The sequence below is a fragment of the Streptococcus pseudopneumoniae genome (assembly GCF_001072925.1).
GTDB classification, from domain to species: domain Bacteria; phylum Bacillota; class Bacilli; order Lactobacillales; family Streptococcaceae; genus Streptococcus; species Streptococcus pseudopneumoniae_Q.
Map to the genome: position 1 here is coordinate 83,113 of NZ_JVHE01000099.1, position 24,337 is coordinate 107,449.

The following is a 24,337-nucleotide window of genomic DNA, read 5'->3' on the forward strand; positions in this document are numbered from 1 at the left end:
TGAAGTTTAATAGAAGTGGAAAATCGTTTGATTTTTCATGACTGTAAATGGACGGAACTCTGGAGAGACCGTAAAGGCACCGAAGGGGCAAGGCAGGCAACTGCTCAAACTCTCAGGTAAAAGGACAGAGCAATGATAGAGCGCTTTTTGGCATTTATCGATGCATTCCAGAGTACATGTTTTTAACATGTGCTCTTTCTTTTGGGGTTGAATAGATAGGAGAAAAGGATGTTAAATTTGCTAAAAGAGCTAGATGCTCTGGTATGGGGCCCACCCCTTTTAATTTTATTGGTTGGTACAGGGATTTACTTGACTCTTCGTTTAGGACTTTTACAAATCCTGCGACTCCCTAAGGCCTTCCAGCTTATTTTTACCAAGGATAAAGGGCATGGGGATGTTTCCAGCTTTGCTGCCTTGTGTACTGCCCTAGCAGCAACTGTTGGTACAGGAAATATTATCGGAGTTGCAACGGCTATCAAGGTTGGTGGACCAGGTGCTCTTTTTTGGATGTGGGTGGCTGCTTTCTTTGGAATGGCAACCAAGTATGCAGAAGGACTACTTGCTATTAAATACCGGACCAAGGATGACCATGGTGCGGTAGCAGGAGGACCGATGCACTATATCCTTCTAGGGATGGGCGAAAAATGGCGCCCTCTTGCAATCTTCTTTGCTATAGCTGGAGTATTGGTTGCACTTTTGGGAATCGGTACTTTTACCCAAGTGAATTCTATTACAGAATCCGTTCAAAATACGGCTAGTATTGATCCGACAATTACTGCACTTGTTTTATCTATTTTTGTAGGGATTGCAGTCTTTGGTGGACTTAAGTCTATTTCTAAGGTGTCAACTACAGTTGTTCCCTTTATGGCTATTGTCTACATCTTGGGAACCTTGACAGTCATTTTCTTTAATATCGATAAAGTACCGGCAACACTTTCACTGGTTCTCACATCAGCTTTTAGTCCCATAGCTGCAGTCGGAGGGTTCGCAGGAGCCAGTATTCGAACGGCTATCCAAAATGGTGTAGCGCGTGGTGTCTTCTCAAATGAATCTGGCTTGGGTTCAGCTCCCATTGCGGCAGCGGCAGCCAAGGCAAATGAACCGGTGGAGCAAGGTTTGATTTCCATGACAGGAACCTTTATTGATACCTTGATCATCTGTACCTTGACTGGTTTGACAATCTTAGTGACTGGGGTTTGGAATGGTAATTTAGATGGTGTTGCTCTAACTCAGTCAGCTTTTTCTACAGTCTTCTCTTTCTTTGGACCTGCTCTTCTAACAATCTTCTTGGTACTCTTTGCCTTTACTACGATTTTGGGATGGAACTATTACGGAGAGCGTTGTTTTGAATTTCTCTTTGGCGTTCGCTTTATCTGGCTTTATCGTGTGGTCTTTGTACTCATGGTCTTGCTGGGAGGATTTATCGAGCTGGATATGGTCTGGGTCATTGCGGATATTGTTAATGCCCTCATGGCTCTGCCAAACTTGATTGCACTCTTAGCCTTATCACCAGTCGTTATCGCTGAGACGAAGAAGTATTTTGATAAATAATGTAAGATTGATATTACCATTTATAGATAAGACTAGCATCTGTTTGTGAGATGCTAGTTTTTTCACTTCTAGGGCTAGTCTTTTATTTTATACTCAATGAAAATCAAAGAGCAAACTAGGAAACTAGCCGTAGGTTGCTCAAAGCACTGCTTTGAGGTTGTGGATAGAACTGACGAAGGCAGTAACAAATATACGGCAAGGCGACGTTGACGCGGTTTGAAGAGATTTTCGAAGAGTATTATGTCATAAGATGAATGAAATTCAATAGTACCTCTTTAATGATATCCTTTATTTGCACTTTTATTTATTGTATAATAGTCAGCATAAATCTGTTTTTATACTCAATGAAAATCAAAGAGCAAACTAGGAAGCTAGCCGCAGGCTGTACTTGAGTACGGCAAGGCGAAGCTGACGTGGTTTGAATTTGATTTTCGAAGAGTATTAGTCTGATATGTCTTGTTTCATCTATGTGCGAAAGAGAAATAAACTGGAGGTGTTTATGTCAAAAGATATTCGAAAATTAGTGGTTTCACAGGGGATAGCGAATCTAGCAGATGTCTTTTTTAGAGTCATTGTGATTGCAAATGTGTTTGTCTTATCTGGTTCGGTCATTTCAACCTCCCTAGTGCCAATTCTGATAGGTCTATCCTCCTTTTTAGCTAGTTTCTTAGTTCCATTAGTAACGAAGAGATTCGCTTTAAATCGTGTTCTTTTCTTGACTCAATTGGGTAAGACGACTCTGCTAGCGATTTTGTTTTTTCTACTCAAGCAATCTGAAATTATTTCCCTCCCTCTTTTATATGCTATTGTTACCTTAATCTCCGTTTTGGATGGCTTTGCAGCGCCTGTTTCCTATGCGATTGTTCCACGATATGCAAGAGATTTAACTAAAGCGAACGCAGCTATTTCTATGAGTGGTGAAAGTGTACAACTAGTTGGTTGGGGCTTAGGAGGTTTCTTATTTGCGAGTCTGGGAATGAATCCTAGCCTGCTCATTGTATTAGTTTTGTTTATACTTTCGACGATTTTGATGTTCGGTTTGCCACTAGTCGAAAAAGAAGAGTTGTCCTCTGAAACAAGTCTTGAGACTCTAACAAAAGGTTGGCGATTGGTGGCTAAAGAATCAAGATTAGGCTTTATTGTCAAAGCCAATCTTTTAGAAATTTTAGCCAATGCTATCTGGGTATCTTCTGTTTTACTTGTGTTTGTGACTGAAATTTTACATCAGTCAGAAAGCTATTGGGGCTACGTCAATACATCCTATTCCTTTGGGATTATCTTGGGAGGTGCTATTGTCTTCCGTTTAGCAGAGAAAGTTGTTACCTATAAATATCAAACTATGACCTTTTCTTTGTTAGCTACAGCACTAGTAACTCTGTTGATAGTGTTATTTCCAAATCCACCTGCTTTTCTATTTCTATCTCTAGTAATTGGTTTTCTATCTCAAATTAAGGAAGTCCCTGAGAGTGTATTATTACAGGAATCGGTTGATGAGAAGGAACTTGTGAATGTTTACTCCGTTATCGAAGTTGTCTCTACATTGGCCTTTTCTGTCTCTGTTTTTCTAATGAGTTCTATCACAGAATATTTTGGAGTATTTACTGGTTTTGGTTTGGCTATTTTCTGCTTGTTAGTAGAGTCCATCTTAGTTTTAAGAAACAAGCATCAGATAAATTAACAGTATGATCACACATCTGGTGTGATTTTTTTGTTTTCATAAAAATTTTTTATAAGTGCAATTTAAAATATATATTATGCAAGGTATAGATTCTGTGTTAGACTTATTGTCAACGAAAAGCTAATGACTCATCAATCAAGGCAAGGATTTGTTCAATAGGCTGATGAGATTTCGTAAGATTTTCGCAGAAACTATTTAATTACAAAACGAAAAGAGGTCCCCTTATGACAACATTTACTATCCACACAGTAGAATCAGCACCAGCAGAAGTGAAAGAAGTTCTTGAAACGGTACAAAAGGACAACAATGGTTATATCCCAAATCTTATCGGTCTTTTGGCCAATGCCCCTACAGCCCTAGAGGCTTATCGCACTGTTGGAGCTATTAACCGTCGCAATAGTCTAACACCTGTAGAACGAGAAGTGGTGCAAATCACTGCAGCTGTAACCAACGGTTGTGCCTTCTGCGTCGCTGGCCATACAGCCTTTTCTATCAAGCAAATCCAGATGAACGATGACCTACTTCAAGCCCTTCGCAATCGTACTCCAATCGAAAGCGATCCTAAGCTGGATACCCTGGCTAAGTTTACCTTGGCAGTTATCAATACCAAAGGGCGCGTTGGAGATGAAGCTCTTGGAGAATTTCTTGAAGCAGGCTATACACAAGAAAATGCCTTGGATGTTGTTCTCGGTGTCAGTCTAGCAAGTCTTTGTAACTATGCCAACAACCTAGCTAACACACCGATTAATCCAGAATTACAACCTTATGCATAAGAGGAGGACAAAGTATGGGATTTTTTTCAGAAGAATTTTTAAGCTGGTTAGACCAGCACGCTGATGAAATTGACAAAAAATCATGTCAAGCTGGAGAAGAGCTGATTGAGAAAATTGCTGCAGAAGGCGCCTTTCGTGTAGGAGTACCAAAAGTTCTTGGAGGGCTAGATGGAAATGATCAAGATGTTATCGATATCCTTGCTGAACTCGCTCAACATTCCTTAACAGCCTCCTTTATCTCATGGGGGCAACGAACTTTAATAGACAATATTCTACATACTGACAATGCTTATTTCAAAGAAGTTTACTTGGAAAAACTCTTATCAGGAGAATATGCAGGTGCTACGGCCTTATCTAATGCGGTCAAGTATCTATCTGACTTAGAGGAACTAAATGTTCGAATCCTTGAAGAAAATGGAAATTATTATCTTAAAGGACGACTTCCTTGGGTAACCAATGCTCGTAAGGATCGCTTCCTCACTATTTTTGTAGCAGGATTTGCAGATGATCCGAGTACAAGTTATGTAGTAGCCGTACCATCGGACGCAGAAAACTTTAGTCGTTCCGAAGATTTGGAATTTGTCTCTCTCCAAGGAGGTAATACAGCAGCCCTGACTTTTAACAAGGTACCTTTAAAGGAAGAGTGGATTCTATCCAAGGATGCTCATCAATTTTTAGCGCAAAATCGTCCAGCCTTTTTAGGCTACCAATTTGGTTTAGCCTTTGGTTTGGCTGAGCGTTCACTCTCAGAAGTCGAAAAAGAATTGGGGAAACGAGGTGTCTTGAAGGAAGAATGGCAGCATCAGGTCGAACAGTTAGATGATATTCGACATTCTCTCTATCAAGGACTATCTGAAGAGTCCTATTTCGTTAGAAATCCGCGTGAGCTATTCCAGTTACGAATTGATATTGTTGATGTTGTTGCTCAAAGTCTCTTGTTAGAACTACAAGCTGGTGGCGGTAGAGGATATTTTAGTAAATCGACATCCGGTTTCATACGTCGTTGGAATGAAGGCGCATTTTTGCCAATTGTTTCTCCTAGTGCAGTGCAATTGCGACATATTCTAGCGACAAACTAAAAATAAAGAAAATAAAAACGAGGTTTATCTTTTTAAACTTCGTTTTTTATCCTTCATTTAAGCGCTTTTATGCTATACTGATAATAACATGACTATTGGAGGTTCACATGAAAAAACTCCCCTTGGCCTTTTCAGGGTGCTTATTGGGATTGGCTGGAGCAGGCAATCTCATCCTGGATATTTTTCCACTTTTATCTCACGTCTTTAGTTTGTCAGGCTTGATTTTATGGTTTTATTTTTTATACAGTCATCTTAGTGATTGGCAAGAGAGCCAGCAAGAACTTAAGAAAGCTCCTCTATTATCGGGAATGGCGACCTTTCCCATGGCAGGGATGATTTTATCAACCTACTTACTGCGAATCTTGCCCACGAGTATGGGTATCATAGCGCAAGCTCTTTGGTGGTTTGCCTTTCTACTGGATGTAGGTTTAATCATCTACTTTACTAAAAATTATGTGCAGACTAAACCAAGAACGAACGCAACGCCAAGTTGGACAGTTCTTTATGTGGGGATAGCAGTAGCAAGCTTGACCTACCCAGTGGTGGGGATAGTCGAGATTGCCTATGGCGCTTGGATTTTTGGCTTTACCTTAACCCTTTTCCTTTATCCTCTGATTTATCAAGATTTGAAAAGTAATCCATTGCCACGGGCTTTACTGGGGCAAGAAGGAATTTATTGTGCTCCCTTTTCTCTACTGTTGGCAGCACTCGTTCGAATCGGAGGTTCAGCTCTTCATGGCTGGATTTTGCTAGTCATGATCCTTGCCTCACAGACTTTCTTTTTCTTTGTCCTCAGTCGTTTACCAAGGATTTTAAAACAGGGATTTCAACCAGCTTTTTCAGCCCTAACCTTCCCAACTATCATCACAGCAACTTCATTGAAAATGGCCCAAGGCATTCTGCAGATTCCAGTCCTTAACCTCCTTGTTTGGCTCGAAACGATCATTTGTTTAACAATCCTTGTCTATGTATTAGTAGAATATATACGGTATTTAAGGAACTAAAAAAGCCCCTAGCACTGAGAAGTGTTAGGGGATGTTCTTTCTGTTAGGTTGATAGCTATTATAACCAACAATCCAAGCAGTTTCTTACTTTTCCTTATGTAGTGATAGGAAGCTGTAGACCATAGTCCCGAAGATTGCTCCAATACTAAGACCAAAGACAAGTAAGGGGACCATTATCTCTGTTTGAATGATTTTTTCCAAGAAAGTTGACAGGGGCATCTGCTGAACGAAGAGTTTATGAAAGAGTAGCAGGGCAAATAAGCCAATCTCGATACTTATAAATACCAACCAACTACGAACTTTTATTTGGTGTTTGCTGTAGGTTTTGTAGATGATTTCTGATTTGTCATCCTTTTCAAGATGAAGCTCTTGGACGGCTCTTTGAGCTTTTATACTCATGAACCAAATGAGTCCAAAATAGATGTAGGGCATAACATTTCGAACAATTTCTATAAAGCGTCCGAACAAAATATAGAATAGGAAGAGAATGAAGGAAGAGTAAAAGATTTGGACCATGGAACGGGCGCAAGCCTTGTAGATAACCTCTTGACGGCATTCATCAAAAGGCCCTTGTATATGAAAGAAATTTCGAAGTAAGCGAGTTGTTAAGTCTTCTTTTTTCATGGTAGGGACCTCTTAATAACCTTGTTTTTGATTAACTTCTTTAAAGAGTTGATAGAGAGTATAGAAGTAGACTAGACTAAAAACGATACAGATGGTTAGAAATAGTAGATATCTCCAATCCATAGAACTCGTTATCAGTTGTGGGAGTGATACGAGGATAAAGCAGAGAGATGCGTTTAAGAGGCGTCTTTTTTTTGATTTAATTTTCTGAAATCTTTGTCCTTTGTTCAAGACAGGAATGGCTAAGAGGAAGATGATCAGAAAAGGACGCGTAATTTGGCCATAAACTAGGAAAACTGTCACAAAGATACTGATCAAAATATGGCTGAGAATTAAAGTTTGTAGTGATTTCATAAGTTTCCTCCTAATCGTCGTCTTGATCTTCTCTAGCTTTTTGAATACGAAGAGTGATGACAATATGCACTGTTAATCCGAAAAAGAAGGCTGCAACGATGGTTGACAAGATACTTCTGGTATTCAGAAGAGCGGTAAGATAGCTCTTGCTATCATCCATTAGGATATTGAGAAGTGGCATTCCAAAGAACATGGCTATTCCATAAACCAGACCAGCTTTAAGGCCAGGATTACGTAACTGTTTCTTTTCCTTCTGGCTCAACATATCAGGATCGATAGCAGCAATACCAGTTTTTTTAGTTTGAGTAGTGACATAGAAAGAACAAACCAAGGAAATCAGAAAAATAATGATTGGATATCCGAAAGCGACCATTTGGGGATATTTATAGGCAAGAACAAAGGGGATGAAATTGCCTAGAGTCATGAGGTAAAAGAGAATCATAAAGACTTTATTTCCGATGTGTTCAGCTTCGCGCCGTTTGTGTTCATCAAGAGGACCTGAAATGCCATAGATACGTTTGATTAGTTTTTCATAGAGGGGTTCTTTTTTCATGGGTGATTTCTCCTAAATGAACGATGTTATTTTGTTTCTTTTACGAATTGATAGAGATAATAAAGATAAGTGATAGAAGAAAGGGTAGCGATAGTGAATAGTAAATAATATTTCCAATCGCTTGAAATAACCGTCAGTTGTGGCAAGGATAGAAAGGATAGAATCATAAAGAATAGTGCTAAGTTGAGTATGCGCGTTTTTTGAAAGTCGATCTTTAGGTAAGTCAATCCTTTGTTGAGTGCTGGAACAAAGACTGGAAGGAGGACTATATCGTATATTGGCAAGTTCCCTGAAACGATGATGAAGATGAGCAGTGAAGCAAACAAAAGATGATAGGTAAGTAAAGTTACTAGTGATTTCATAAGCTTTCTCCTATTCGTCGTCTTGATCTTCCTTGGCTTTTTGAATCCGAAGTGTTACGACAATATGCACTGTTAATCCGAAAAAGAAGGCTGCAACGATGGTCGACAAGATACCTCTGGTATTCAGAAGAGAGGTAAGATAGCTCTTGCTATCATCCATTAGGATATCGAGAAGTGGCATTCCAAACAACATGGCTATTCCATAGCCAAGACCAGCTTTAAGACCAGGATTACGTAACTGTTTCTTTTCTTTCTGGTTCAACACGTCAGGATCAATAGCAGCAATACCAGTTTTTGTAGTTTGACTAGTGACATAGATAGAACAAACCATGGAAATTAGAAAGATAATGATTGGATATCCAAAAGCGACTACTTGGGGATATCTAAAAGCAAGGACAAAGGGAATAAGATTGCCTAAAGTCATGAGGTAAAAGAGAATCATAAAGATTTTATTTCCGATGTGCTCAGCTTCGCGCCGTTTGTGTTCATCAAGGGGACCTGAAATGCCATAGATACGTTTGATCAGTTTTTCATTGAGGGGTTCTTTTTTCATTTTTCTTCTCCTTTTTAAAAATCGTCCTCCCAAAAGAGACTGTTGAGGTCAGTTTGGAGGCTTCGAGCGAGATTGAGACAGAGTTCCAGGGTAGGATTGTACTTGTCGTTTTCAATCATATTAATGGTTTGTCTAGAGACACCGATATCCTTGGCAAGTTCGAGTTGGGACTTTCCCAGTTCCTTGCGGAATTCTTTTACGCGATTCATGCTTCCTCCTTTATAGTTTATGTCACATATATTTGACTATAGTATATTCTTTTAAGAACATAATGTCAACTATTTTTGACATATTTTTAAAAGAATCTTGGTGATAATATTTCTATGTAAAAATCTTCTAGCGATTTTATGCTATAATAAAGAAAAGTAAAAAATATAAGAGTGGATTGAATAAACCGAAAGCTATCCACTAAAGAAAGAGCAGAAAATGAACCATAAGATTGCAATTTTATCAGACATACATGGCAACACGACGGCCTTAGCTGGAGTACTTGAGGACGCTAAAAATTTGGGAGCGACTGAATATTGGCTTTTGGGAGATATTTTTCTTCCTGGGCCGGGAGCAAATGACTTGGTGGCTCTTTTGAAAGGCCTACCCCTTACAGCATCCGTTCGAGGAAACTGGGATGATTGTGTTTTAGAGGCTTTAGATGGGCAATATGGTTTAGAGGATCCTCAAGAAATTCAGCTTCTCAGGATGACTCAGTATTTGATGGAGCGCCTAAACCCAGAGCAAATTGATTGGTTGAGGAATCTACCTATGGTAGCCAAGAAAGAAGTTGAAGGCTTGCGTTTTTCTCTTTCTCATAATTTACCTGAGAAAAATTACGGTGGTGATTTGCTGGTCGAAAATGGTACAGAAAAATTTGACCAGCTACTTGATGAAGCTACAGATGTAGCCGTCTATGGACATGTCCATAAACAGCTTTTGCGTTATGGTAGTCAAGGGCAACAAATCATCAATCCAGGTTCGATTGGTATGCCTTATTTTGACTGGAATGGGCTGAAAAATCACCGAGCTCAGTATGCCTTACTTGAAGTTGAAAATGGTGAATTAGTCAATATCCAATTTCGAAAAGTTGCTTATGATTATGAAGCAGAGCTAGAATCAGCCAAGACCAAAGGTCTTCCTTTTATCGAAATGTATGAAGAATTACGACGTGAGGACAACTATCAAGGACATAATAGGGAATTACTTGCTATCCTAAATGAAAAGCATGGCTATGTGGAGGATGTGAAGAATTATTTTGATTTTTTGTAAGAGTTGCTTTAACGAACGAATACTAAATAAAACGATTGGACTAGCCAATCGTTTTTAATATATCTTATTGTAATTGAGATTGATCTGGTAGGTAAGAACCACCGAGATAGGTTTTGCTGAGTTTTTCAAGGGTTCCATCTTGGTAGAGTTCTTTGAGGACCTTGTCAAATTGGTCTTTAAATTCTTTTTGGTCACTTGAAAAGATGATGTAATTGTTTGGATTGTCATTGCTTTCCAAGCCAACCACGTTCAAGTCTAAACCTCGGTCTTGGATAATCTTTTGCACAGAGATTTTGTCAAAGATTAGGAAATCAAATTCACCATTGGCGAGATCAGTCAGACGTTTAGCGACATCTTCACCAGAGTATTGGATGGTTGCAGGATTGTCGGAGTGGCTTTGATTCCAGTCTGTAACAACCTTGGCAGTTGAAGTTCCTGTGTCATCCTGGGTTGTTTTACCAGCGATGTCTTGTAGAGAAGTAAGAGCCTTGTCTTTTCTGCTTACAAGCACCAAAGGGTTTTTAGCGATAGGTAATGAGTAGAGGTATTTGTCGGCTCTCTCTTTGGTATAGCTCAAGTTGTTGGCAGCAGCTTGGTAACGGCCAGCATCCACTCCAGGGAAGATACTTTCCCAAGCTGTTTTTTGAAATTCAATCTTGTATTGGTTCAGTTTTTCATCGACTGCTTTTAACACCTCAACATCATATCCGGTCAAATTACCATCTTTTTCAAAATCAAAAGGTGGGATGTCTCCAGCAGTTGCTACAACAATGGTTTTAGGACTAGCAGTGGAAGTAGAAGCACTATCCTGTTTAGATTGTCCACAGGCGACCAACAAGGGACTAATAGCAAATAATAAGAATAATTTTTTCATGAGAGTCTTCTTTACTTAATGGTATCTAGCTTACCAGACAATCAATCAGATATCCAATATATATTTTTTATGGAAGTGATAGAGAAATATTATAATTTCCAGTTTTGTAGTAAACAACTCAAGTAAGAAAAAAGATAATTTGTTTCACTAATGAAAAAACTCTGCAAGCTCTTTCAGAATGTGGTAAAATGGAAGCAATAGAAATAGAAAAGGAAATCAATTATGAAATTTCTTGAGTTAAATAAAAAACGTCATGCGACCAAGCATTTTATTGATAAACCTGTCGATCCGAAGGATGTTCGTACAGCTATCGAAATCGCAACCTTGGCACCAAGCGCTCACAACAGTCAGCCTTGGAAATTCGTCGTGGTTCGTGAAAGAAATGCTGAACTAGCAAAATTGGCTTACGGTTCAAACTTTGAGCAAGTAGCATCTGCACCTGTAACCATTGCCTTGTTTACAGATACAGACTTAGCTAAACGTGCTCGCAAGATTGCCCGTACTGGTGGTGCCAACAATTTCTCAGAAGAGCAACTGCAATACTTCTTGAAAAATCTTCCAGCAGAGTTTGCGCGTTACAACGAACAACAAGTCAGTGACTACTTGGCTCTTAATGCAGGATTGGTTGCGATGAACTTGGTCCTTGCTTTGACTGACCAAGGAATCGGATCAAACATTATCCTTGGTTTTGACAAATCAAAAGTCAATGAAGTCTTGGAAATCGAAGAACGCTTCCGTCCAGAGCTCTTGATTACAGTGGGATACACAGATGAGAAGTTGGAACCAAGCTATCGCTTGCCAGTAGATGAAATTATCGAAAAAAGATAGGAAGAAAAAATGACAGTTATTGATTTTACAGCAGAAGTAGAAAAACGTAAAGAAGACCTCTTGGCTGACTTGTTTAGCCTTTTGGAAATCAACTCAGAACGTGATGACAGCAAGGCAGATGCTGAGCATCCATTTGGACCTGGGCCAGTAAAAGCCTTGGAGAAATTCCTTGAAATCGCAGACCGTGATGGCTACCCAACAAAGAATGTCGACAATTATGCAGGACATTTTGAGTTTGGTGAAGGAGAAGAAGTTCTCGGAATCTTTGCTCACATGGACGTAGTGCCAGCTGGTAGCGGTTGGGATACTGACCCTTACACTCCAACTATCAAAGATGGTCGTCTTTATGCGCGTGGTGCTTCTGACGATAAGGGACCAACTACAGCTTGTTACTATGGTTTGAAAATCATCAAAGAATTGGGTCTTCCAACTTCTAAGAAAGTTCGTTTCATCGTGGGAACAGACGAAGAATCAGGTTGGGCAGATATGGACTACTACTTTGAGCATGTAGGACTTGCAAAACCAGACTTTGGTTTCTCTCCAGATGCTGAATTCCCTATCATCAATGGTGAAAAGGGAAATATCACTGAATACCTTCACTTTGCTGGTGAAAATACTGGTGCAGCTCGTTTTCACAGCTTTACAGGTGGATTGCGTGAAAACATGGTTCCTGAATCAGCAACTGCAGTCGTTTCAGGTGACTTAGCTGACTTGCAAGCTAAGCTAGACGCTTTTGTTGCAGAGCACAAACTCAGAGGAGAAATCCAAGAAGAGAACGGTCAGTACAAGGTAACTGTAATTGGTAAATCAGCTCATGGTGCTATGCCTGCTTCAGGTGTCAATGGTGCGACTTACCTTGCCCTCTTCCTCAGTCAATTTGCCTTCGAAGGACCTGCAAAAGACTACCTCGACATTGCTGGTAAGATTCTTTTGAACGACCACGAAGGCAAGAACTTGAAAGTAGCTCATGTGGATGAAAAGATGGGTGCTCTTTCTATGAATGCTGGTGTCTTCTGCTTCGACGAAGCAAGTGCTGACAACACTATTGCCCTTAACTTCCGTTATCCAAAAGGAACAAGCCCAGAGCAAATCAAGTCAGTTCTTGAAACCTTGCCAGTTGCTTCAGTTAGCCTTTCTGAACATGGGCATACTCCTCACTACGTACCAATGGAAGATCCACTCGTTCAAACCTTGTTGAATGTTTATGAAAAACAAACAGGTCTTCAAGGTCACGAACAAGTTATCGGTGGTGGAACATTTGGACGTTTGTTAGAGCGTGGTGTAGCCTACGGTGCTATGTTCCCAGATTCTATCGATACTATGCACCAAGCCAACGAATTTATCGCCTTGGACGATCTTTTCCGTGCAGCAGCTATCTACGCTGAAGCTATTTACGAATTGATCAAATAATGCTATAGAAGTCTGAGATTTAATGCTTAGACTTCTTTTTGGAGGAGAAAATGTCTCAAATCGAAAGAATCAAGCAAGCTATCATAGAGGATTCACAGAATGCCAGCTATACTGAGCAAGGCATCGAGCCACTCTTTGCAGCACCAAAAACAGCTCGTATCAATATCATTGGCCAGGCACCTGGTCTCAAAACCCAAGAAGCAGGGCTATACTGGAAGGATAAAAGTGGGGACCGCTTGCGAGAATGGTTGGGTGTGGATGAAGACACCTTTTATAACTCAGGTTACTTTGCAGTCATGCCCATGGATTTCTACTTTCCAGGTCATGGGAAATCGGGTGACCTGCCACCTCGTCCAGGTTTTGCAGAAAAATGGCATCCAAAACTCTTGAAGGAGTTACCAGATATTCAATTAACACTCTTGATTGGGCAGTATGCCCAAGCCTACTATCTACATGAGAAAGTTAGTGGTAAGGTGACAGACCGTGTGCATCGGTTCAAGGATTATTTGCCTGATTATTTCCCTCTGGTGCATCCTTCACCACGCAATCAAATCTGGATGAAAAAAAATCCTTGGTTTGAGGCAGAAGTGGTTCCAGAATTACAAGCATTGGTACAAAAGATTATTCATCAATAAAGGAGAAAAAGGATGGATGCCTATCAACAAGTAGCTAATAAGTTACAAGAGTTGGGAATTACCTATGATGTGGTGGATCATCCACCTGCATTCTCGACAGAGCAGGCAGATAGCTATATTGAAGGCCTGGAAGGGGTTCGAACCAAGTCTATGTTTTTGACCAACAAAAAGAAAACCCAGTACTATTTGCTCATCATGGATGACAAGAAACCATTGGATATGGATGATTTTAAAGTTCAAGTGGGAGCTAATCGGATCCGCATGGCCTCACAGGAATAGTATCACCTTTTGGTTTGTTAAATAATGAAGAGAAAGACATTCATGTTTATTTTGATAAGGAGATCGTATCAGAGGATGTCATGACCTTCCACCCTAATACAAATGAAAAAACGATTTTTATTAAAACCCAAGACTTGTTTCGATTTTTAGAGTCGATTGGATTTACCTATGAGATAGTAATCTTACCTTAATGCCATTATAAAGGAGAAATGATGAACGAAATTAAATTTAACGATTTTTACCAGCTTTATCAGAAAGAGTCGCTTTCTGTATTGGACGTTAGAGAAGTAGAGGAATTTGAGGCTCTTCATTTAGAAGGTGTTCTTAATTACCCTCTGAGTCAACTGGCAGATACTTATGATCAACTAGATAAAGCCCAGCCTTACTATGTGATTTGTAAATCAGGAATACGTTCCGCACGTGCCTGCCAATTTTTAGCAGAACAAGGCTATAAGGTTGTCAATGTCCAAGGTGGCATGGATGCCTTTGAATAAGAAAAATTTCCTTCGAAACCTTTAAAAAAATAGGAAGGCTTCGAAGGATTTTTTTGCATTAAAATTCGGAAAATTGAAAACATTTCAGAATTGTTTCGTGATAGCCTTTTCTAGCCTTTAATCATGTTATACTAAGAAAGTATTTTATTTTTAATAAGGAGAGTTTATGGCTAAAAAAGGTGCTTTAACAGGATTACTCCTGTTTGGAATATTTTTTGGAGCAGGTAACTTGATTTTCCCTCCAACTCTAGGCGCACAGTCTGGAGAAAACTTCCTTCCTGCCATTGCAGGATTTGTATTTTCAGGTGTTGGGATTGCCGTCCTAACCTTAATCATTGGAACCCTTAATCCAAAGGGCTATATCTATGAAATTTCTAAGAAAATTTCACCATGGTTTGCGACAATTTATCTTGCAGCTTTGTACTTGTCGATTGGTCCATTCTTTGCCATTCCACGTACAGCAACGACATCATTTGAAGTGGGTATTAGTCCGCTATTAGATCAAGCAGATAAAGGTTTAGGTTTGATTGTCTTCACCATTCTATACTTTGTAGCTGCATACCTAATCTCCTTGAATCCTTCAAAAATCTTGGATCGTATCGGTCGAGTCTTGACTCCAGTTTTTGCCATCTTAATTGTTATTCTGGTTATCCTTGGAGCTTTCAAGTATGGTGGGAACGCACCACAAGCAGCTTCAGGAGTTTATCAAGCTTCCGCCTTTGGAGCTGGTTTCTTAGAAGGATACAACACACTTGACGCGCTTGCTTCGGTTGCCTTCAGTGTTATTGCAGTACAAACCTTGAAACAACTTGGTTTTTCAAACAAGAAAGAGTACATTTCAACCATCTGGGTGGTTGGAATCGTTGTAGCACTCGGATTTAGTGCTCTTTACATCGGTCTAGGTTTCTTGGGCAATCATTTCCCAGTAACAGAAGAAGCAATGAAGAGTGGAACTCCGGGAGTTTATATCTTGTCTCAAGCGACTCAAGAAATCTTTGGTTCTACTGCTCAGCTTTTCCTTGCGGCTATGGTAACTGTTACTTGCTTTACAACGACTGTAGGGTTGATTGTATCAACTGCCGAGTTCTTTAACGGACGTTTCCCACAAGTCAGCTACAAGATTTATGCGACAGTCTTTACCTTGATTGGTTTTGCCATTGCAAATCTTGGTTTGAGTGCTATTATTAAGTACTCTGTGCCAGTTCTCGTTATTTTGTACCCAATTACGATTGCCATTGTCATGATTGTGATTGTGAACAAGTTTGTTGCTCTTTCAAAACCAGGAATGCAATTAACGGTTGGTATTGTCACAGCCATTGCTATTGCAAGTGTTTTAGGATCTACTTTTAAAGTTGAGATCCTTGCAAATATCGTGAACGCTCTACCATTTGCGGAGGCTTCTCTGCCATGGTTGGTACCAGCTATTATCGGTATTCTACTTTCTCTTGTTCTTCCAAATAAACAAGAAAGTGAAGCTTTTGAAATGGAATAAAAAAACTTGGCATCGGCCAAGTTTTTTTCTATTTAGTCTTAGTTGCTTAGTTTTTTTCTGTATAACCAAGGTCTGTTAACATTTTCTTAGAGGCTTTAAAACTTACGTTTTTTCCAACGCCTGAGTATTCTTCTGGTAAAGCTTTTCTAAGTTCGTCAATGCTTGCAACTGAAAGATCGATTTCAAGATCTTGAACGACTTTACCATCTTTAACTTCGATTGAGAAGGTTACCCCTTTGAGTCCCTTATAGCCTTTGTAGGTTTCTTCAAGAATACTTTTTACAGCATCTGCAGTATTATTGAGGACTTCAGGGTCAGCTACATTATGAGCAGTTTGTTTGACAACATTATCACCGTCAACCGTATATGTTAAGGTTGATACGACACCAGGCTGAGAATCGTTCACAAAGGTAGCAGTTTTTAATTCTGATTTCTTTTCAGTAGTACTAGATTCAGAAGTTTTTACCTCAGTCGTTTCTGGTGTAGAAGAGCTAGAAGAAGTGGTTGAAGATTGTTTTGAACATCCCAACAAGAATACCAAAGGCAAGGCTAAGAAAAGTGTCGTTTTGAAATATTTGTTCATTTTGTATTCCTTTCATCATAACGCTTTACTTAATTTTACCATAGATTAATTTTAAAATCAAAGTATTTTAAGTTTTTCTTTTTTGCACATACTACGATGGGAAAAGTGATATAATGGTAACAAGAGGTGAAAAAATGAATCAAACTGTAGAATATATCAAAGAACTAACTGCTATTGCGTCACCAACAGGTTTTACGCGTGAAATTACGAATTATTTAGTTGAGACGCTTGAAAAACTAGGCTATCAACCTGTCCGTACTGCTAAAGGTGGGGTTAACGTTACTGTTAAAGGTAAAAATAATGAGCAGCAACGCTATGTAACTGCCCATGTGGATACCTTGGGAGCTATCGTTCGCGCTGTTAAACCAGACGGCCGTCTCAAGATGGACCGTATTGGTGGCTACCCTTGGAATATGATTGAAGGTGAAAACTGCACGGTCCATGTAGCTAGCACAGGTAAAACCGTATCAGGTACGATTTTGATCCACCAAACTTCTTGTCACGTTTACAAAGATGCTGGAACTGCGGAACGTACACAGGACAATATGGAAGTTCGTTTGGATGAAAAAGTGACCAATGAAAAAGAAACACGCGCACTCGGTATCGAGGTTGGTGATTTTATCAGCTTTGACCCACGAACTGTCGTGACTGAGACAGGCTTTATCAAGTCTCGTCATTTGGATGACAAGGTCAGCGCAGCTATTCTCCTTCATCTCCTCAAAGTCTACAAAGAAGAAGGAATTGAACTTCCTGTCACTACGCATTTTGCCTTTTCAGTCTTTGAAGAAGTGGGGCATGGTGCTAACTCAAGCATCCCTAGTCAAGTTGTCGAATATCTAGCTGTGGATATGGGAGCAATGGGAGATGATCAGCAGACAGACGAGTACACAGTATCTATCTGTGTTAAAGATGCTTCTGGTCCTTACCACTATGAATTTCGTCAACACTTGGTAGCTCTCGCAAAAGAGCAAGACATTCCATTCAAACTAGATATCTATCCATTTTATGGTTCAGATGCCTCTGCAGCGATGTCAGCTGGAGCAGAGGTTAAGCACGCTCTTCTAGGAGCAGGTATTGAGTCAAGCCATTCTTATGAGCGTACTCATATTGACTCTGTAGTGGCTACTGAGCGTATGGTGGATGCTTATCTCAAGAGTGAGTTGGTGGACTGAGATGTGCTTGATTTGTGATCGAATTGAACTCATCAAGTCTGGTGACAATCCCTACTTTGTAAAAGAACTGGAAACAGGCTATGTTGTCATCGGAGACCACCAGTATTTTGAGGGCTACACTCTATTCTTAGCCAAGGAACATGTCACAGAATTACATCATCTAGATCCAAGTGTCAGACTTCAATTTTTAGAGGAAATGAGTCTGGTTCAGGAAGCTGTCTCTAAGGCTTTTTCTGCTGAAAAGATGAATGTAGAGTTGCTTGGCAATGGAGATGCCCATGTCCACTGGCATATTTTCCCTAGACGAGAGGGTGATATGAAGGGACACGGTCTTAATGGACGTGGTCCAGTCTGGTGGGTTCCATGGGAAGAAATGATTGCTGAAGAATATCAGGTTAAGGGAAATAAATTAGAAGACTTGATTGCAAGATTATCTGAGACTTTAAACCAGATGATTAAATGAAAGGATAACAGATGAAAAAAAGATACCTTATCTTATCAGGATTATTAGCCTTGACATTGGTAGCTTGTTCACAAGAAAAATCAACAACTACAGAGGCCAAGTCTTCTGCAGAGCAATCAACTGTACAAGAAGGAACCGCGGGAAGTAAGTCTCAGGAAGCTAGCCAAAAGAAGGCAGAAGTAGTAGACAAAGGAGATCACTACAGTATTCAAGGCAAGTACGATGAGATTGTTGTGGCTAATAAGCATTATCCTATGTTAAAAGATTACAATCCTGGAGAAAATCCTACCGCAAAGGCAGAACTGTTAAAACTCATTGCAGCAATGCAGCAAGCAGGATTCCCGATTAGCGACCACTATAGTGGGTTTAGAAGTTATGAAACTCAGGTTAAACTGTATCAGGATTATGTCAACCAAGATGGCAAGGCTGAGGCTGACCGCTATTCTGCAAGACCTGGCTATAGTGAACACCAAACTGGGCTTGCCTTTGACCTAATAGGAACAAATGGAAACTTAGTGACAGAAGAAAAGGCTGCCCAATGGCTATTGGACCATGCTGCAGACTATGGCTTTGTTGTTCGTTATCTAAAAGGTAAGGAAAAGGAGACGGGTTATATGGCTGAGGAATGGCACCTTCGCTATGTTGGCAAAGAAGCCAAAGAAATTGCAGCAAGTGGCCTCAGTTTGGAAGAGTATTACGGCTTTGAAGGTGGAGACTATGTTGATTAGTCGCAAAACATCTTGCAAGATTACTTAAAATTTGATAAAATGAATAATAATTAAATAGGAATCTGCAAGACTAGTATCTCAGGGGAAGTATATCAGGGAGGAGAGCCGTGACTGAAAGCTCTCTATATGAAAGCTGGGTGAATTCACTTGCCTATGGATTCAGAAATAAAGGTCTGACTTGTCAGATGAAAACGGATGGTACCGCGTGTCAACGCTCCGAATGGAGTTTTTGGCATGTGGTTTTCTTTTTATCTTACGAGAGACTGATGGAGGAATTATGTCAACTATTGAAGAACAATTAAAAGCGCTTCGTGAAGAAACGCTAGCTAGCTTGAAGCAGATTACTGCTGAAAATGAAAAAGAGATGCAAGAATTGCGTGTTTCTGTCCTTGGTAAAAAAGGGTCACTAACTGAAATCCTCAAAGGGATGAAGGATGTATCAGCTGAAATGCGCCCTGTTATCGGAAAACACGTAAATGAGGCTCGTGACGTCCTAACAGCTGCCTTTGAAGAAACAGCTAAGCTCTTGGAAGAAAAGAAAGTGGAAGCTCAATTAGCAAGTGAAAGCATCGATGTGACACTTCCAGGTCGTCCAGTTGCGACTGGTCACCGTCACGTTCTTACACAAACTAGTGAAGAAATTGAAGATATTTTCATCGGTATGGGTTACCAAGTTGTGGATGGATTTGAAGTTGAGCAAGACTACTACAACTTTGAACGTATGAACCTTCCAAAAGACCACCCAGCCCGTGATATGCAGGACACTTTCTACATCACAGAAGAAATCTTGCTCCGTACCCACACATCTCCAGTTCAGGCGCGTGCGATGGATGCCCATGACTTCTCTAATGGTCCTTTGAAGATGATCTCACCAGGACGTGTATTCCGTCGTGATACTGACGATGCGACCCACAGTCACCAATTCCATCAAATCGAAGGCTTGGTTGTCGGGAAAAATATCTCTATGGCTGACCTTCAAGGAACGCTTCAGTTGATTGTGCAAAAAATGTTTGGTGAAGAGCGTCAAATCCGTTTGCGTCCATCTTACTTCCCGTTCACAGAGCCATCTGTTGAAGTTGACGTTTCATGCTTCAAGTGTGGAGGTGACGGCTGTAACGTATGTAAGAAAACAGGTTGGATCGAGATTATGGGTGCCGGTATGGTTCACCCACGTGTCCTTGAGATGAGTGGCATCGATGCAACTGTTTACTCTGGTTTTGCCTTTGGTCTTGGTCAAGAGCGTGTAGCTATGCTTCGCTACGGAATCAACGATATCCGTGGTTTCTACCAAGGAGATGTCCGCTTCTCAGAACAGTTTAAATAATGATTAGAAAAGTAGAAAAAGCAGATGTTGGGGTGTTGTCCCAGATTGCCAAACAAACCTTTCGTGAAACATTTGCTCATGATAATACGGAAGAGCAGTTACAGGAATACTTTGAAGAGGCTTATAGTCTGAGAGTTTTGACAGCTGAGTTGGAAAATCCTGAATCAGCGACCTATTTCATCATGCATGAAGAGGAGATAGCTGGTTTTCTCAAAGTCAACTGGGGGAATGCTCAAACCGAGAGAGAATTAGAGAACGCTTTTGAAATTCAACGTCTCTATGTGCTACAAACATACCAAGGATTTGGACTTGGTAAGCAACTATTTGAATTCGCTTTGGAACTTGCCGAAAACAATGGTTTTTCCTGGGCTTGGCTAGGTGTTTGGGAGCATAATACAAAAGCTCAAGCATTTTATAATCGATATGGTTTTGAAAAATTTAGCCAACATAGTTTTATGGTTGGGCAAAAGATAGATACGGATTGGTTACTGAAAAAGAAATTAAGGTAAGAAGATGATTCTTCTATATGAAATGATAGGAAAGGAAAAAAACTAGAGTGGCAACGGTCATTCTGGAAAACTAAATTATGTTAGTATCATACAAATGGTTAAAAGAATTGGTGGACATTGATGTGCCATCACAAGAGTTGGCTGAAAAAATGTCAACCACAGGGATCGAGGTCGAAGGTGTCGAATCACCTGCTGCTGGTCTCTCAAAAATTGTTGTCGGTGAGGTCTTGTCCTGCGAAGATGTGCCAGAAACTCACCTCCATGTTTGTCAGGTTAACGTTGGCGAAGAAGAAGCCCGTCAAATCGTCTGTGGAGCACCAAATGTGCGTGCAGGTATCAAGGTTATGGTGGCTCTTCCAGGTGCTCGCATTGCTGATAACTACAAAATCAAAAAAGGAAAAATCCGTGGCTTAGAGTCACTTGGAATGATCTGCTCACTTGGTGAATTGGGTATTTCTGACTCAGTTGTACCGAAAGAATTTGCAGATGGGATCCAAATCTTGCCTCAAGATGCCGTTCCAGGAGATGAAGTCTTCTCTTACCTCGACTTGGATGATGAAATTATCGAACTTTCCATCACCCCTAACCGTGCGGACGCTCTTTCTATGCGTGGAGTCGCTCATGAAGTGGCAGCCATCTATGACAAGGCAGTCAACTTTAAAGAATTCAGTTTAACAGAAACCAATGAATCTGCAGCAGATGCTCTTTCTGTCAGCATTGAGACAGACAAGGCGCCTTACTATGCCGCTCGTATCTTGGATAATGTGACCATTGCACCAAGTCCACAATGGTTGCAAAATCTTCTCATGAATGAAGGCATCCGTCCGATTAACAATGTAGTTGACGTAACCAACTATATCTTGCTTTACTTTGGTCAGCCTATGCATGCCTTTGACTTGGATACCTTTGAAGGAAGCGAGATCCGTGTGCGTGAGGCTCGTGCTGGTGAGAAATTGGTGACCTTGGACGGTGAAGAACGTGAGTTGGAAACAAATGACTTAGTGATCACTGTCGCAGACAAACCAGTTGCTCTTGCAGGTGTTATGGGTGGTCAGGCTACAGAAATCTCTGAAAAATCTAATCGTGTCGTCCTTGAAGCTGCTGTCTTCAATGGCAAATCTATCCGTAAGACCAGCGGTCGCCTTAACCTTCGTTCTGAATCTTCTTCTCGCTTTGAAAAAGGCATCAACTTGGCAACAGTTAATGAAGCCCTTGATGCGGCAGCCAGCATGATTGCAGAGCTTGCAGGTGCAACGGTACGTAAGGGGATTGTTTCAGCAGGTGAGCTTGACACTTCTGATGTGGAAGTTTCTTCAACTCTTGCTGACGTCAACCGTGTCCTCGGTACAGAGCTTTCATTTGCTGATGTTGAAGATGTCTTCCGTCGCCTTGGCTTCGGTCTTTCTGGAAATGCAGAAGCCTTCACTGTCAGCGTCCCTCGTCGTCGTTGGGATATCACTATCGAAGCGGACCTCTTTGAAGAAATCGCTCGTATCTATGGCTATGATCGCTTGCCAACTAGTCTTCCAAAAGACGATGGGACAGCAGGTGAATTGACTGCGACACAAAAACTTCGTCGTCAAGTTCGTACCATTGCTGAAGGTGCTGGATTGACAGAAATCATCACCTATGCTCTTACAACTCCTGAAAAAGCAGTTGAGTTTACGATTCGACCAAGTCATTTGACAGAATTGATGTGGCCAATGACTGTGGACCGTTCAGTTCTCCGTCAAAATATGGTTTCAGGTATTTTGGATACAGTTGCCTACAACGTAGCACGTAAGAATAAAAACTTGGCTCTTTATGAGATTGGAAAAGTTTTCGAACAAACAGGAAATCCAAAAGAAGAACTTCCAAATGAGATTAACAGCTTTGCCTTTGCCTTGACTGGCTTAGTCGCTGAAAAAGACTTCCAAACAGCAGCAGTTCCTGTTGACTTCTTCTATGCTAAGGGAATTTTGGAAGCTCTCTTTGCTCGCTTGGGTCTTGAAGTGACTTATACAGCAACTTCTGAAATTGCTAGTCTTCACCCAGGACGTACAGCCTTGATCTCACTCGGTGACCAAGTCCTTGGTTTCCTCGGTCAAGTACATCCTGTTACAGCCAAGGCTTACGATATTCCAGAAACTTATGTAGCAGAGCTCAACCTTTCAGCTATTGAAACAGCTCTTCAACCAGCCGCTCCATTTGTGGAAATCACCAAATTCCCAGCGGTGAGCCGTGATATCGCCCTTCTCCTCAAGGCAGAAGTCACTCACCAAGAAGTTGTAGATGCTATCCAGGCTGCAGGCGTGAAACGATTGACAGATATCAAACTCTTTGACGTTTTCTCAGGCGAAAAACTAGGACTTGGTATGAAGTCAATGGCTTATAGCTTGACCTTCCAAAATCCAGAAGATAGCTTGACTGATGAAGAAGTCGCACGCTACATGGAAAAAATTCAAGCATCACTCGAAGAAAAAGTGAATGCAGAAGTGCGTTAACAGTCTAAAATCCATCCTTAGGGATGGATTTTTTAGTAGAAAAAATCATCAAGCTTTAGCCTGATGATTGAATCAAATTGACGGGGAAATAACTCCTTTTTAATACTGTTACAAGAAAATCAGACATCGATGTTTTTTGTCATCCAATCAGCTATGAAGTGATAGGTATCGTTTCGATTATTCTCGTTTAGAATTTCGTGACGAGCCTCTTCAACTAATCGGAGGCTTACTTTCGAATGTGAAGCCTTTAGGAGTTTTACAAATCTCTCTATACCTTTGCCATTTTCACCTAGAGGGTCTTCTTGTCCTGAAATAACGAGAATAGGAAGTTGGGCTGGGATCTCATCAATCACTTGTTTACTCGCTACTTGGTTAGAAAAGTAAAAAATGGCTTTGTACATAGGAATAGTAGGTATGAATTGACAGAATGGATCCTTCAGATAAGCTTGGTTGGATTCTTCATTTTTTGAGAGCCAATCGACAGATGTTTTAGGATTTTTAATAGTTCGATTAAAACTATCAGTTGATAGATAGGTCAGGAGTTTACTACGGTGTTTATCCCCTTTTATAAGTCGGATGCATTCTGTTAGGATGAGAGCGAAACTAGTCAGAAATTGAGGTTGTTGACCAGTCGCCATGATAATTAAGGCATTGATAGGTGGTTTTCGCTTAGCTACATAATAGCGACACATAAGAGAACCCATAGAATGCCCTAGAAGGATGATTGGAAGTTCTGGATAGCTTTCTTGAATAAAAGAGGTCACTCTTTCAATATCATCGATGAGTTCCTCGGGAGATTCAGGAAAGACTCCGAGTTGACTTGGATTTTGAGCAGTATAGCCGTGGCCGAGATGATCATGGCCGATAACAGTAAAGCCTTCGTTATTCATGGCTAGAGCAAATTCTTCATATCGTTCCACGTATTCTACCATTCCATGTACAAGCTGAAGAATGGCTTTTGGTTGTTCAGCTTCCCAAATGATTAAGTTATTGTTGTTTGGTTCGAGTTTAAGTCTTTTTTTCATATCAGATTCCTTGCCTATGATAATCTATAGTCTATCAAAAATATACCATAAAATAGTACAATAAGCTAGGCAGAATGATGAAGATTGGTAGTAACAATTCAGGACTAAAAATGGACATTTGAGGACATAGCCAACGGATTTATCAAGAAATGAGTATAATAAATTTATCACTTAAAAGCTGGAGGACTAAAATGCTTGGTGATGAGCCAATAAAGTCCTTATCCAGTAAATATCCTTCTTGAAATCA

26 protein-coding genes, 1 pseudogene and 1 riboswitch are annotated in these 24,337 nt (G+C 40.4%); of the genes and pseudogenes, 18 read left to right on the forward strand and 9 right to left on the reverse strand.

The window, feature by feature from the left end; translation table 11 throughout:
- The first annotated feature begins 49 nt into the window (after positions 1-49).
- Positions 50-138: riboswitch (glycine riboswitch) on the forward strand.
- 90 nt (positions 139-228) lie between these two features.
- From ADH81_RS06565 to ADH81_RS06585, 5 genes are all read left to right on the forward strand, one after another.
- Positions 229-1,551: an alanine/glycine:cation symporter family protein gene (locus ADH81_RS06565; protein WP_049527432.1), complete on the forward strand. Its 1,323-nt coding sequence runs from the start codon at positions 229-231 to the stop codon at positions 1,549-1,551.
- 499 nt (positions 1,552-2,050) lie between these two features.
- Positions 2,051-3,229, forward strand: a complete 1,179-nt coding sequence (locus ADH81_RS06570) for a ryptide export MFS transporter (RefSeq protein WP_049527434.1) — start codon at positions 2,051-2,053, stop codon at positions 3,227-3,229.
- A 224-nt stretch (positions 3,230-3,453) separates the two neighbouring features.
- Positions 3,454-4,002, forward strand: coding sequence for a carboxymuconolactone decarboxylase family protein (locus tag ADH81_RS06575; RefSeq protein WP_045763587.1), 549 nt, complete (start codon positions 3,454-3,456; stop codon positions 4,000-4,002).
- 14 nt (positions 4,003-4,016) lie between these two features.
- Positions 4,017-5,081: an acyl-CoA dehydrogenase family protein gene (locus ADH81_RS06580; protein WP_049527436.1), complete on the forward strand. Its 1,065-nt coding sequence runs from the start codon at positions 4,017-4,019 to the stop codon at positions 5,079-5,081.
- Between the two features lie 107 nt (positions 5,082-5,188).
- Positions 5,189-6,085, forward strand: a complete 897-nt coding sequence (locus tag ADH81_RS06585; RefSeq protein WP_049527439.1) for a TDT family transporter — start codon at positions 5,189-5,191, stop codon at positions 6,083-6,085.
- A gap of 84 nt (positions 6,086-6,169) precedes the next feature.
- Here ADH81_RS06585 and ADH81_RS06590 read toward each other — a convergent pair whose 3' ends face one another.
- The 6 genes from ADH81_RS06590 to ADH81_RS06615 are packed head-to-tail and all read right to left on the reverse strand — an operon-like array spanning position 6,170 to position 8,740.
- A complete protein-coding gene (locus ADH81_RS06590) occupies positions 6,170-6,709 on the reverse strand; it encodes a DUF3278 domain-containing protein (RefSeq protein ID WP_049527441.1) in 540 nt (179 codons plus the stop codon).
- A gap of 12 nt (positions 6,710-6,721) precedes the next feature.
- Entirely contained in the window at positions 6,722-7,063 is a 342-nt protein-coding gene (locus tag ADH81_RS06595; protein ID WP_049527442.1) for a hypothetical protein, read from the reverse strand.
- A gap of 10 nt (positions 7,064-7,073) precedes the next feature.
- The gene (locus ADH81_RS06600) at positions 7,074-7,616 is read right to left on the reverse strand and encodes a DUF3278 domain-containing protein (protein ID WP_049527444.1); all 543 of its coding nucleotides are present in this window, start codon (positions 7,614-7,616) and stop codon (positions 7,074-7,076) included.
- A 26-nt stretch (positions 7,617-7,642) separates the two neighbouring features.
- On the reverse strand, positions 7,643-7,978 hold the full coding sequence (locus tag ADH81_RS06605; RefSeq protein ID WP_049527447.1) for a hypothetical protein: 336 nt from the start codon (positions 7,976-7,978) through the stop codon (positions 7,643-7,645).
- A 10-nt stretch (positions 7,979-7,988) separates the two neighbouring features.
- A complete protein-coding gene (locus ADH81_RS10785) occupies positions 7,989-8,531 on the reverse strand; it encodes a DUF3278 domain-containing protein (RefSeq protein ID WP_080979289.1) in 543 nt (180 codons plus the stop codon).
- 14 nt (positions 8,532-8,545) lie between these two features.
- The gene (locus ADH81_RS06615) at positions 8,546-8,740 is read right to left on the reverse strand and encodes a helix-turn-helix transcriptional regulator (protein WP_006152985.1); all 195 of its coding nucleotides are present in this window, start codon (positions 8,738-8,740) and stop codon (positions 8,546-8,548) included.
- 217 nt (positions 8,741-8,957) lie between these two features.
- Between ADH81_RS06615 and ADH81_RS06620 the strand changes: the two genes are divergently transcribed.
- Entirely contained in the window at positions 8,958-9,791 is an 834-nt protein-coding gene (locus ADH81_RS06620) for a metallophosphoesterase family protein (RefSeq protein ID WP_049527449.1), read from the forward strand.
- Between the two features lie 64 nt (positions 9,792-9,855).
- Here ADH81_RS06620 and ADH81_RS06625 read toward each other — a convergent pair whose 3' ends face one another.
- Positions 9,856-10,665, reverse strand: coding sequence for an amino acid ABC transporter substrate-binding protein (locus tag ADH81_RS06625; protein WP_049527452.1), 810 nt, complete (start codon positions 10,663-10,665; stop codon positions 9,856-9,858).
- A gap of 222 nt (positions 10,666-10,887) precedes the next feature.
- Here ADH81_RS06625 and ADH81_RS06630 point away from each other — a divergent pair, with 222 nt between their 5' ends.
- The 6 genes and pseudogenes from ADH81_RS06630 to brnQ all read left to right on the forward strand — a co-directional run bounded on the left by ADH81_RS06630 (position 10,888) and on the right by brnQ (position 15,803).
- On the forward strand, positions 10,888-11,493 hold the full coding sequence (locus ADH81_RS06630; RefSeq protein WP_000670142.1) for a nitroreductase family protein: 606 nt from the start codon (positions 10,888-10,890) through the stop codon (positions 11,491-11,493).
- Positions 11,494-11,502: 9 nt separating this feature from the next.
- On the forward strand, positions 11,503-12,903 hold the full coding sequence (pepV, locus tag ADH81_RS06635; protein ID WP_049527454.1) for a dipeptidase PepV: 1,401 nt from the start codon (positions 11,503-11,505) through the stop codon (positions 12,901-12,903).
- A 50-nt stretch (positions 12,904-12,953) separates the two neighbouring features.
- Positions 12,954-13,538 (forward strand): uracil-DNA glycosylase family protein, encoded by a 585-nt coding sequence (locus tag ADH81_RS06640; protein ID WP_049527456.1) that lies wholly within the window; start codon positions 12,954-12,956, stop codon positions 13,536-13,538.
- A gap of 12 nt (positions 13,539-13,550) precedes the next feature.
- Positions 13,551-14,008: pseudogene (locus tag ADH81_RS06645) on the forward strand (prolyl-tRNA synthetase associated domain-containing protein).
- A gap of 21 nt (positions 14,009-14,029) precedes the next feature.
- The gene (locus ADH81_RS06650) at positions 14,030-14,311 is read left to right on the forward strand and encodes a rhodanese-like domain-containing protein (protein WP_049527460.1); all 282 of its coding nucleotides are present in this window, start codon (positions 14,030-14,032) and stop codon (positions 14,309-14,311) included.
- Positions 14,312-14,477: 166 nt separating this feature from the next.
- On the forward strand, positions 14,478-15,803 hold the full coding sequence (brnQ, locus tag ADH81_RS06655; RefSeq protein ID WP_049527463.1) for a branched-chain amino acid transport system II carrier protein: 1,326 nt from the start codon (positions 14,478-14,480) through the stop codon (positions 15,801-15,803).
- Between the two features lie 46 nt (positions 15,804-15,849).
- Here the strand turns inward: brnQ and ADH81_RS06660 are convergent, their stop codons facing one another.
- Positions 15,850-16,386, reverse strand: a complete 537-nt coding sequence (locus tag ADH81_RS06660) for a DUF1307 domain-containing protein (protein ID WP_049502908.1) — start codon at positions 16,384-16,386, stop codon at positions 15,850-15,852.
- A gap of 134 nt (positions 16,387-16,520) precedes the next feature.
- Here ADH81_RS06660 and ADH81_RS06665 point away from each other — a divergent pair, with 134 nt between their 5' ends.
- From ADH81_RS06665 to pheT, 6 genes are all read left to right on the forward strand, one after another.
- A complete protein-coding gene (locus ADH81_RS06665) occupies positions 16,521-17,558 on the forward strand; it encodes a M42 family metallopeptidase (RefSeq protein WP_049527606.1) in 1,038 nt (345 codons plus the stop codon).
- A 1-nt stretch (position 17,559) separates the two neighbouring features.
- Entirely contained in the window at positions 17,560-18,021 is a 462-nt protein-coding gene (locus ADH81_RS06670) for an HIT family protein (protein WP_049527466.1), read from the forward strand.
- Between the two features lie 11 nt (positions 18,022-18,032).
- Positions 18,033-18,749: an LD-carboxypeptidase LdcB/DacB gene (gene ldcB / locus ADH81_RS06675; protein WP_049527469.1), complete on the forward strand. Its 717-nt coding sequence runs from the start codon at positions 18,033-18,035 to the stop codon at positions 18,747-18,749.
- Positions 18,750-19,026: 277 nt separating this feature from the next.
- The gene (gene pheS, locus ADH81_RS06680) at positions 19,027-20,073 is read left to right on the forward strand and encodes a phenylalanine--tRNA ligase subunit alpha (protein ID WP_049527472.1); all 1,047 of its coding nucleotides are present in this window, start codon (positions 19,027-19,029) and stop codon (positions 20,071-20,073) included.
- Positions 20,073-20,582 carry a GNAT family N-acetyltransferase gene (locus ADH81_RS06685; RefSeq protein ID WP_049527474.1) on the forward strand — a complete coding sequence of 170 codons (510 nt, stop codon included), beginning with the start codon at positions 20,073-20,075 and terminating at the stop codon, positions 20,580-20,582. The genes pheS and ADH81_RS06685 overlap by 1 nt, the downstream gene beginning before the upstream one ends.
- Before the next feature lie 77 nt (positions 20,583-20,659).
- A complete protein-coding gene (pheT, locus tag ADH81_RS06690) occupies positions 20,660-23,065 on the forward strand; it encodes a phenylalanine--tRNA ligase subunit beta (protein WP_049527477.1) in 2,406 nt (801 codons plus the stop codon).
- Between the two features lie 119 nt (positions 23,066-23,184).
- Here the strand turns inward: pheT and ADH81_RS06695 are convergent, their stop codons facing one another.
- Positions 23,185-24,090, reverse strand: a complete 906-nt coding sequence (locus ADH81_RS06695) for an alpha/beta fold hydrolase (RefSeq protein ID WP_049527479.1) — start codon at positions 24,088-24,090, stop codon at positions 23,185-23,187.
- Between the last annotated feature and the right edge of the window lie 247 nt (positions 24,091-24,337).

Bases quoted from the DNA above. Each gene is read 5' to 3' on its own strand.
- ADH81_RS06670 (WP_049527466.1), top strand. From the start codon at position 17,560: ATGTGCTTGATTTGTGATCGAATTGAACTCATCAAGTCTGGTGACAAT.
- ADH81_RS06685 (WP_049527474.1), top strand. From the start codon at position 20,073: ATGATTAGAAAAGTAGAAAAAGCAGATGTTGGGGTGTTGTCCCAGATT.
- ADH81_RS06595 (WP_049527442.1), bottom strand. From the start codon at position 7,063: ATGAAATCACTACAAACTTTAATTCTCAGCCATATTTTGATCAGTATC.
- pheS (WP_049527472.1), top strand. From the start codon at position 19,027: ATGTCAACTATTGAAGAACAATTAAAAGCGCTTCGTGAAGAAACGCTA.
- ADH81_RS06580 (WP_049527436.1), top strand. From the start codon at position 4,017: ATGGGATTTTTTTCAGAAGAATTTTTAAGCTGGTTAGACCAGCACGCT.
- ADH81_RS06660 (WP_049502908.1), bottom strand. From the start codon at position 16,386: ATGAACAAATATTTCAAAACGACACTTTTCTTAGCCTTGCCTTTGGTA.
- ADH81_RS06600 (WP_049527444.1), bottom strand. From the start codon at position 7,616: ATGAAAAAAGAACCCCTCTATGAAAAACTAATCAAACGTATCTATGGC.
- ADH81_RS06620 (WP_049527449.1), top strand. From the start codon at position 8,958: ATGAACCATAAGATTGCAATTTTATCAGACATACATGGCAACACGACG.
- brnQ (WP_049527463.1), top strand. From the start codon at position 14,478: ATGGCTAAAAAAGGTGCTTTAACAGGATTACTCCTGTTTGGAATATTT.
- ADH81_RS06565 (WP_049527432.1), top strand. From the start codon at position 229: ATGTTAAATTTGCTAAAAGAGCTAGATGCTCTGGTATGGGGCCCACCC.
- pepV (WP_049527454.1), top strand. From the start codon at position 11,503: ATGACAGTTATTGATTTTACAGCAGAAGTAGAAAAACGTAAAGAAGAC.
- ADH81_RS06665 (WP_049527606.1), top strand. From the start codon at position 16,521: ATGAATCAAACTGTAGAATATATCAAAGAACTAACTGCTATTGCGTCA.
- ADH81_RS10785 (WP_080979289.1), bottom strand. From the start codon at position 8,531: ATGAAAAAAGAACCCCTCAATGAAAAACTGATCAAACGTATCTATGGC.
- ADH81_RS06585 (WP_049527439.1), top strand. From the start codon at position 5,189: ATGAAAAAACTCCCCTTGGCCTTTTCAGGGTGCTTATTGGGATTGGCT.
- ADH81_RS06590 (WP_049527441.1), bottom strand. From the start codon at position 6,709: ATGAAAAAAGAAGACTTAACAACTCGCTTACTTCGAAATTTCTTTCAT.
- ADH81_RS06695 (WP_049527479.1), bottom strand. From the start codon at position 24,090: ATGAAAAAAAGACTTAAACTCGAACCAAACAACAATAACTTAATCATT.
- ldcB (WP_049527469.1), top strand. From the start codon at position 18,033: ATGAAAAAAAGATACCTTATCTTATCAGGATTATTAGCCTTGACATTG.
- ADH81_RS06605 (WP_049527447.1), bottom strand. From the start codon at position 7,978: ATGAAATCACTAGTAACTTTACTTACCTATCATCTTTTGTTTGCTTCA.
- ADH81_RS06625 (WP_049527452.1), bottom strand. From the start codon at position 10,665: ATGAAAAAATTATTCTTATTATTTGCTATTAGTCCCTTGTTGGTCGCC.
- ADH81_RS06650 (WP_049527460.1), top strand. From the start codon at position 14,030: ATGAACGAAATTAAATTTAACGATTTTTACCAGCTTTATCAGAAAGAG.
- ADH81_RS06630 (WP_000670142.1), top strand. From the start codon at position 10,888: ATGAAATTTCTTGAGTTAAATAAAAAACGTCATGCGACCAAGCATTTT.
- ADH81_RS06640 (WP_049527456.1), top strand. From the start codon at position 12,954: ATGTCTCAAATCGAAAGAATCAAGCAAGCTATCATAGAGGATTCACAG.
- ADH81_RS06615 (WP_006152985.1), bottom strand. From the start codon at position 8,740: ATGAATCGCGTAAAAGAATTCCGCAAGGAACTGGGAAAGTCCCAACTC.
- ADH81_RS06575 (WP_045763587.1), top strand. From the start codon at position 3,454: ATGACAACATTTACTATCCACACAGTAGAATCAGCACCAGCAGAAGTG.
- pheT (WP_049527477.1), top strand. From the start codon at position 20,660: ATGTTAGTATCATACAAATGGTTAAAAGAATTGGTGGACATTGATGTG.
- ADH81_RS06570 (WP_049527434.1), top strand. From the start codon at position 2,051: ATGTCAAAAGATATTCGAAAATTAGTGGTTTCACAGGGGATAGCGAAT.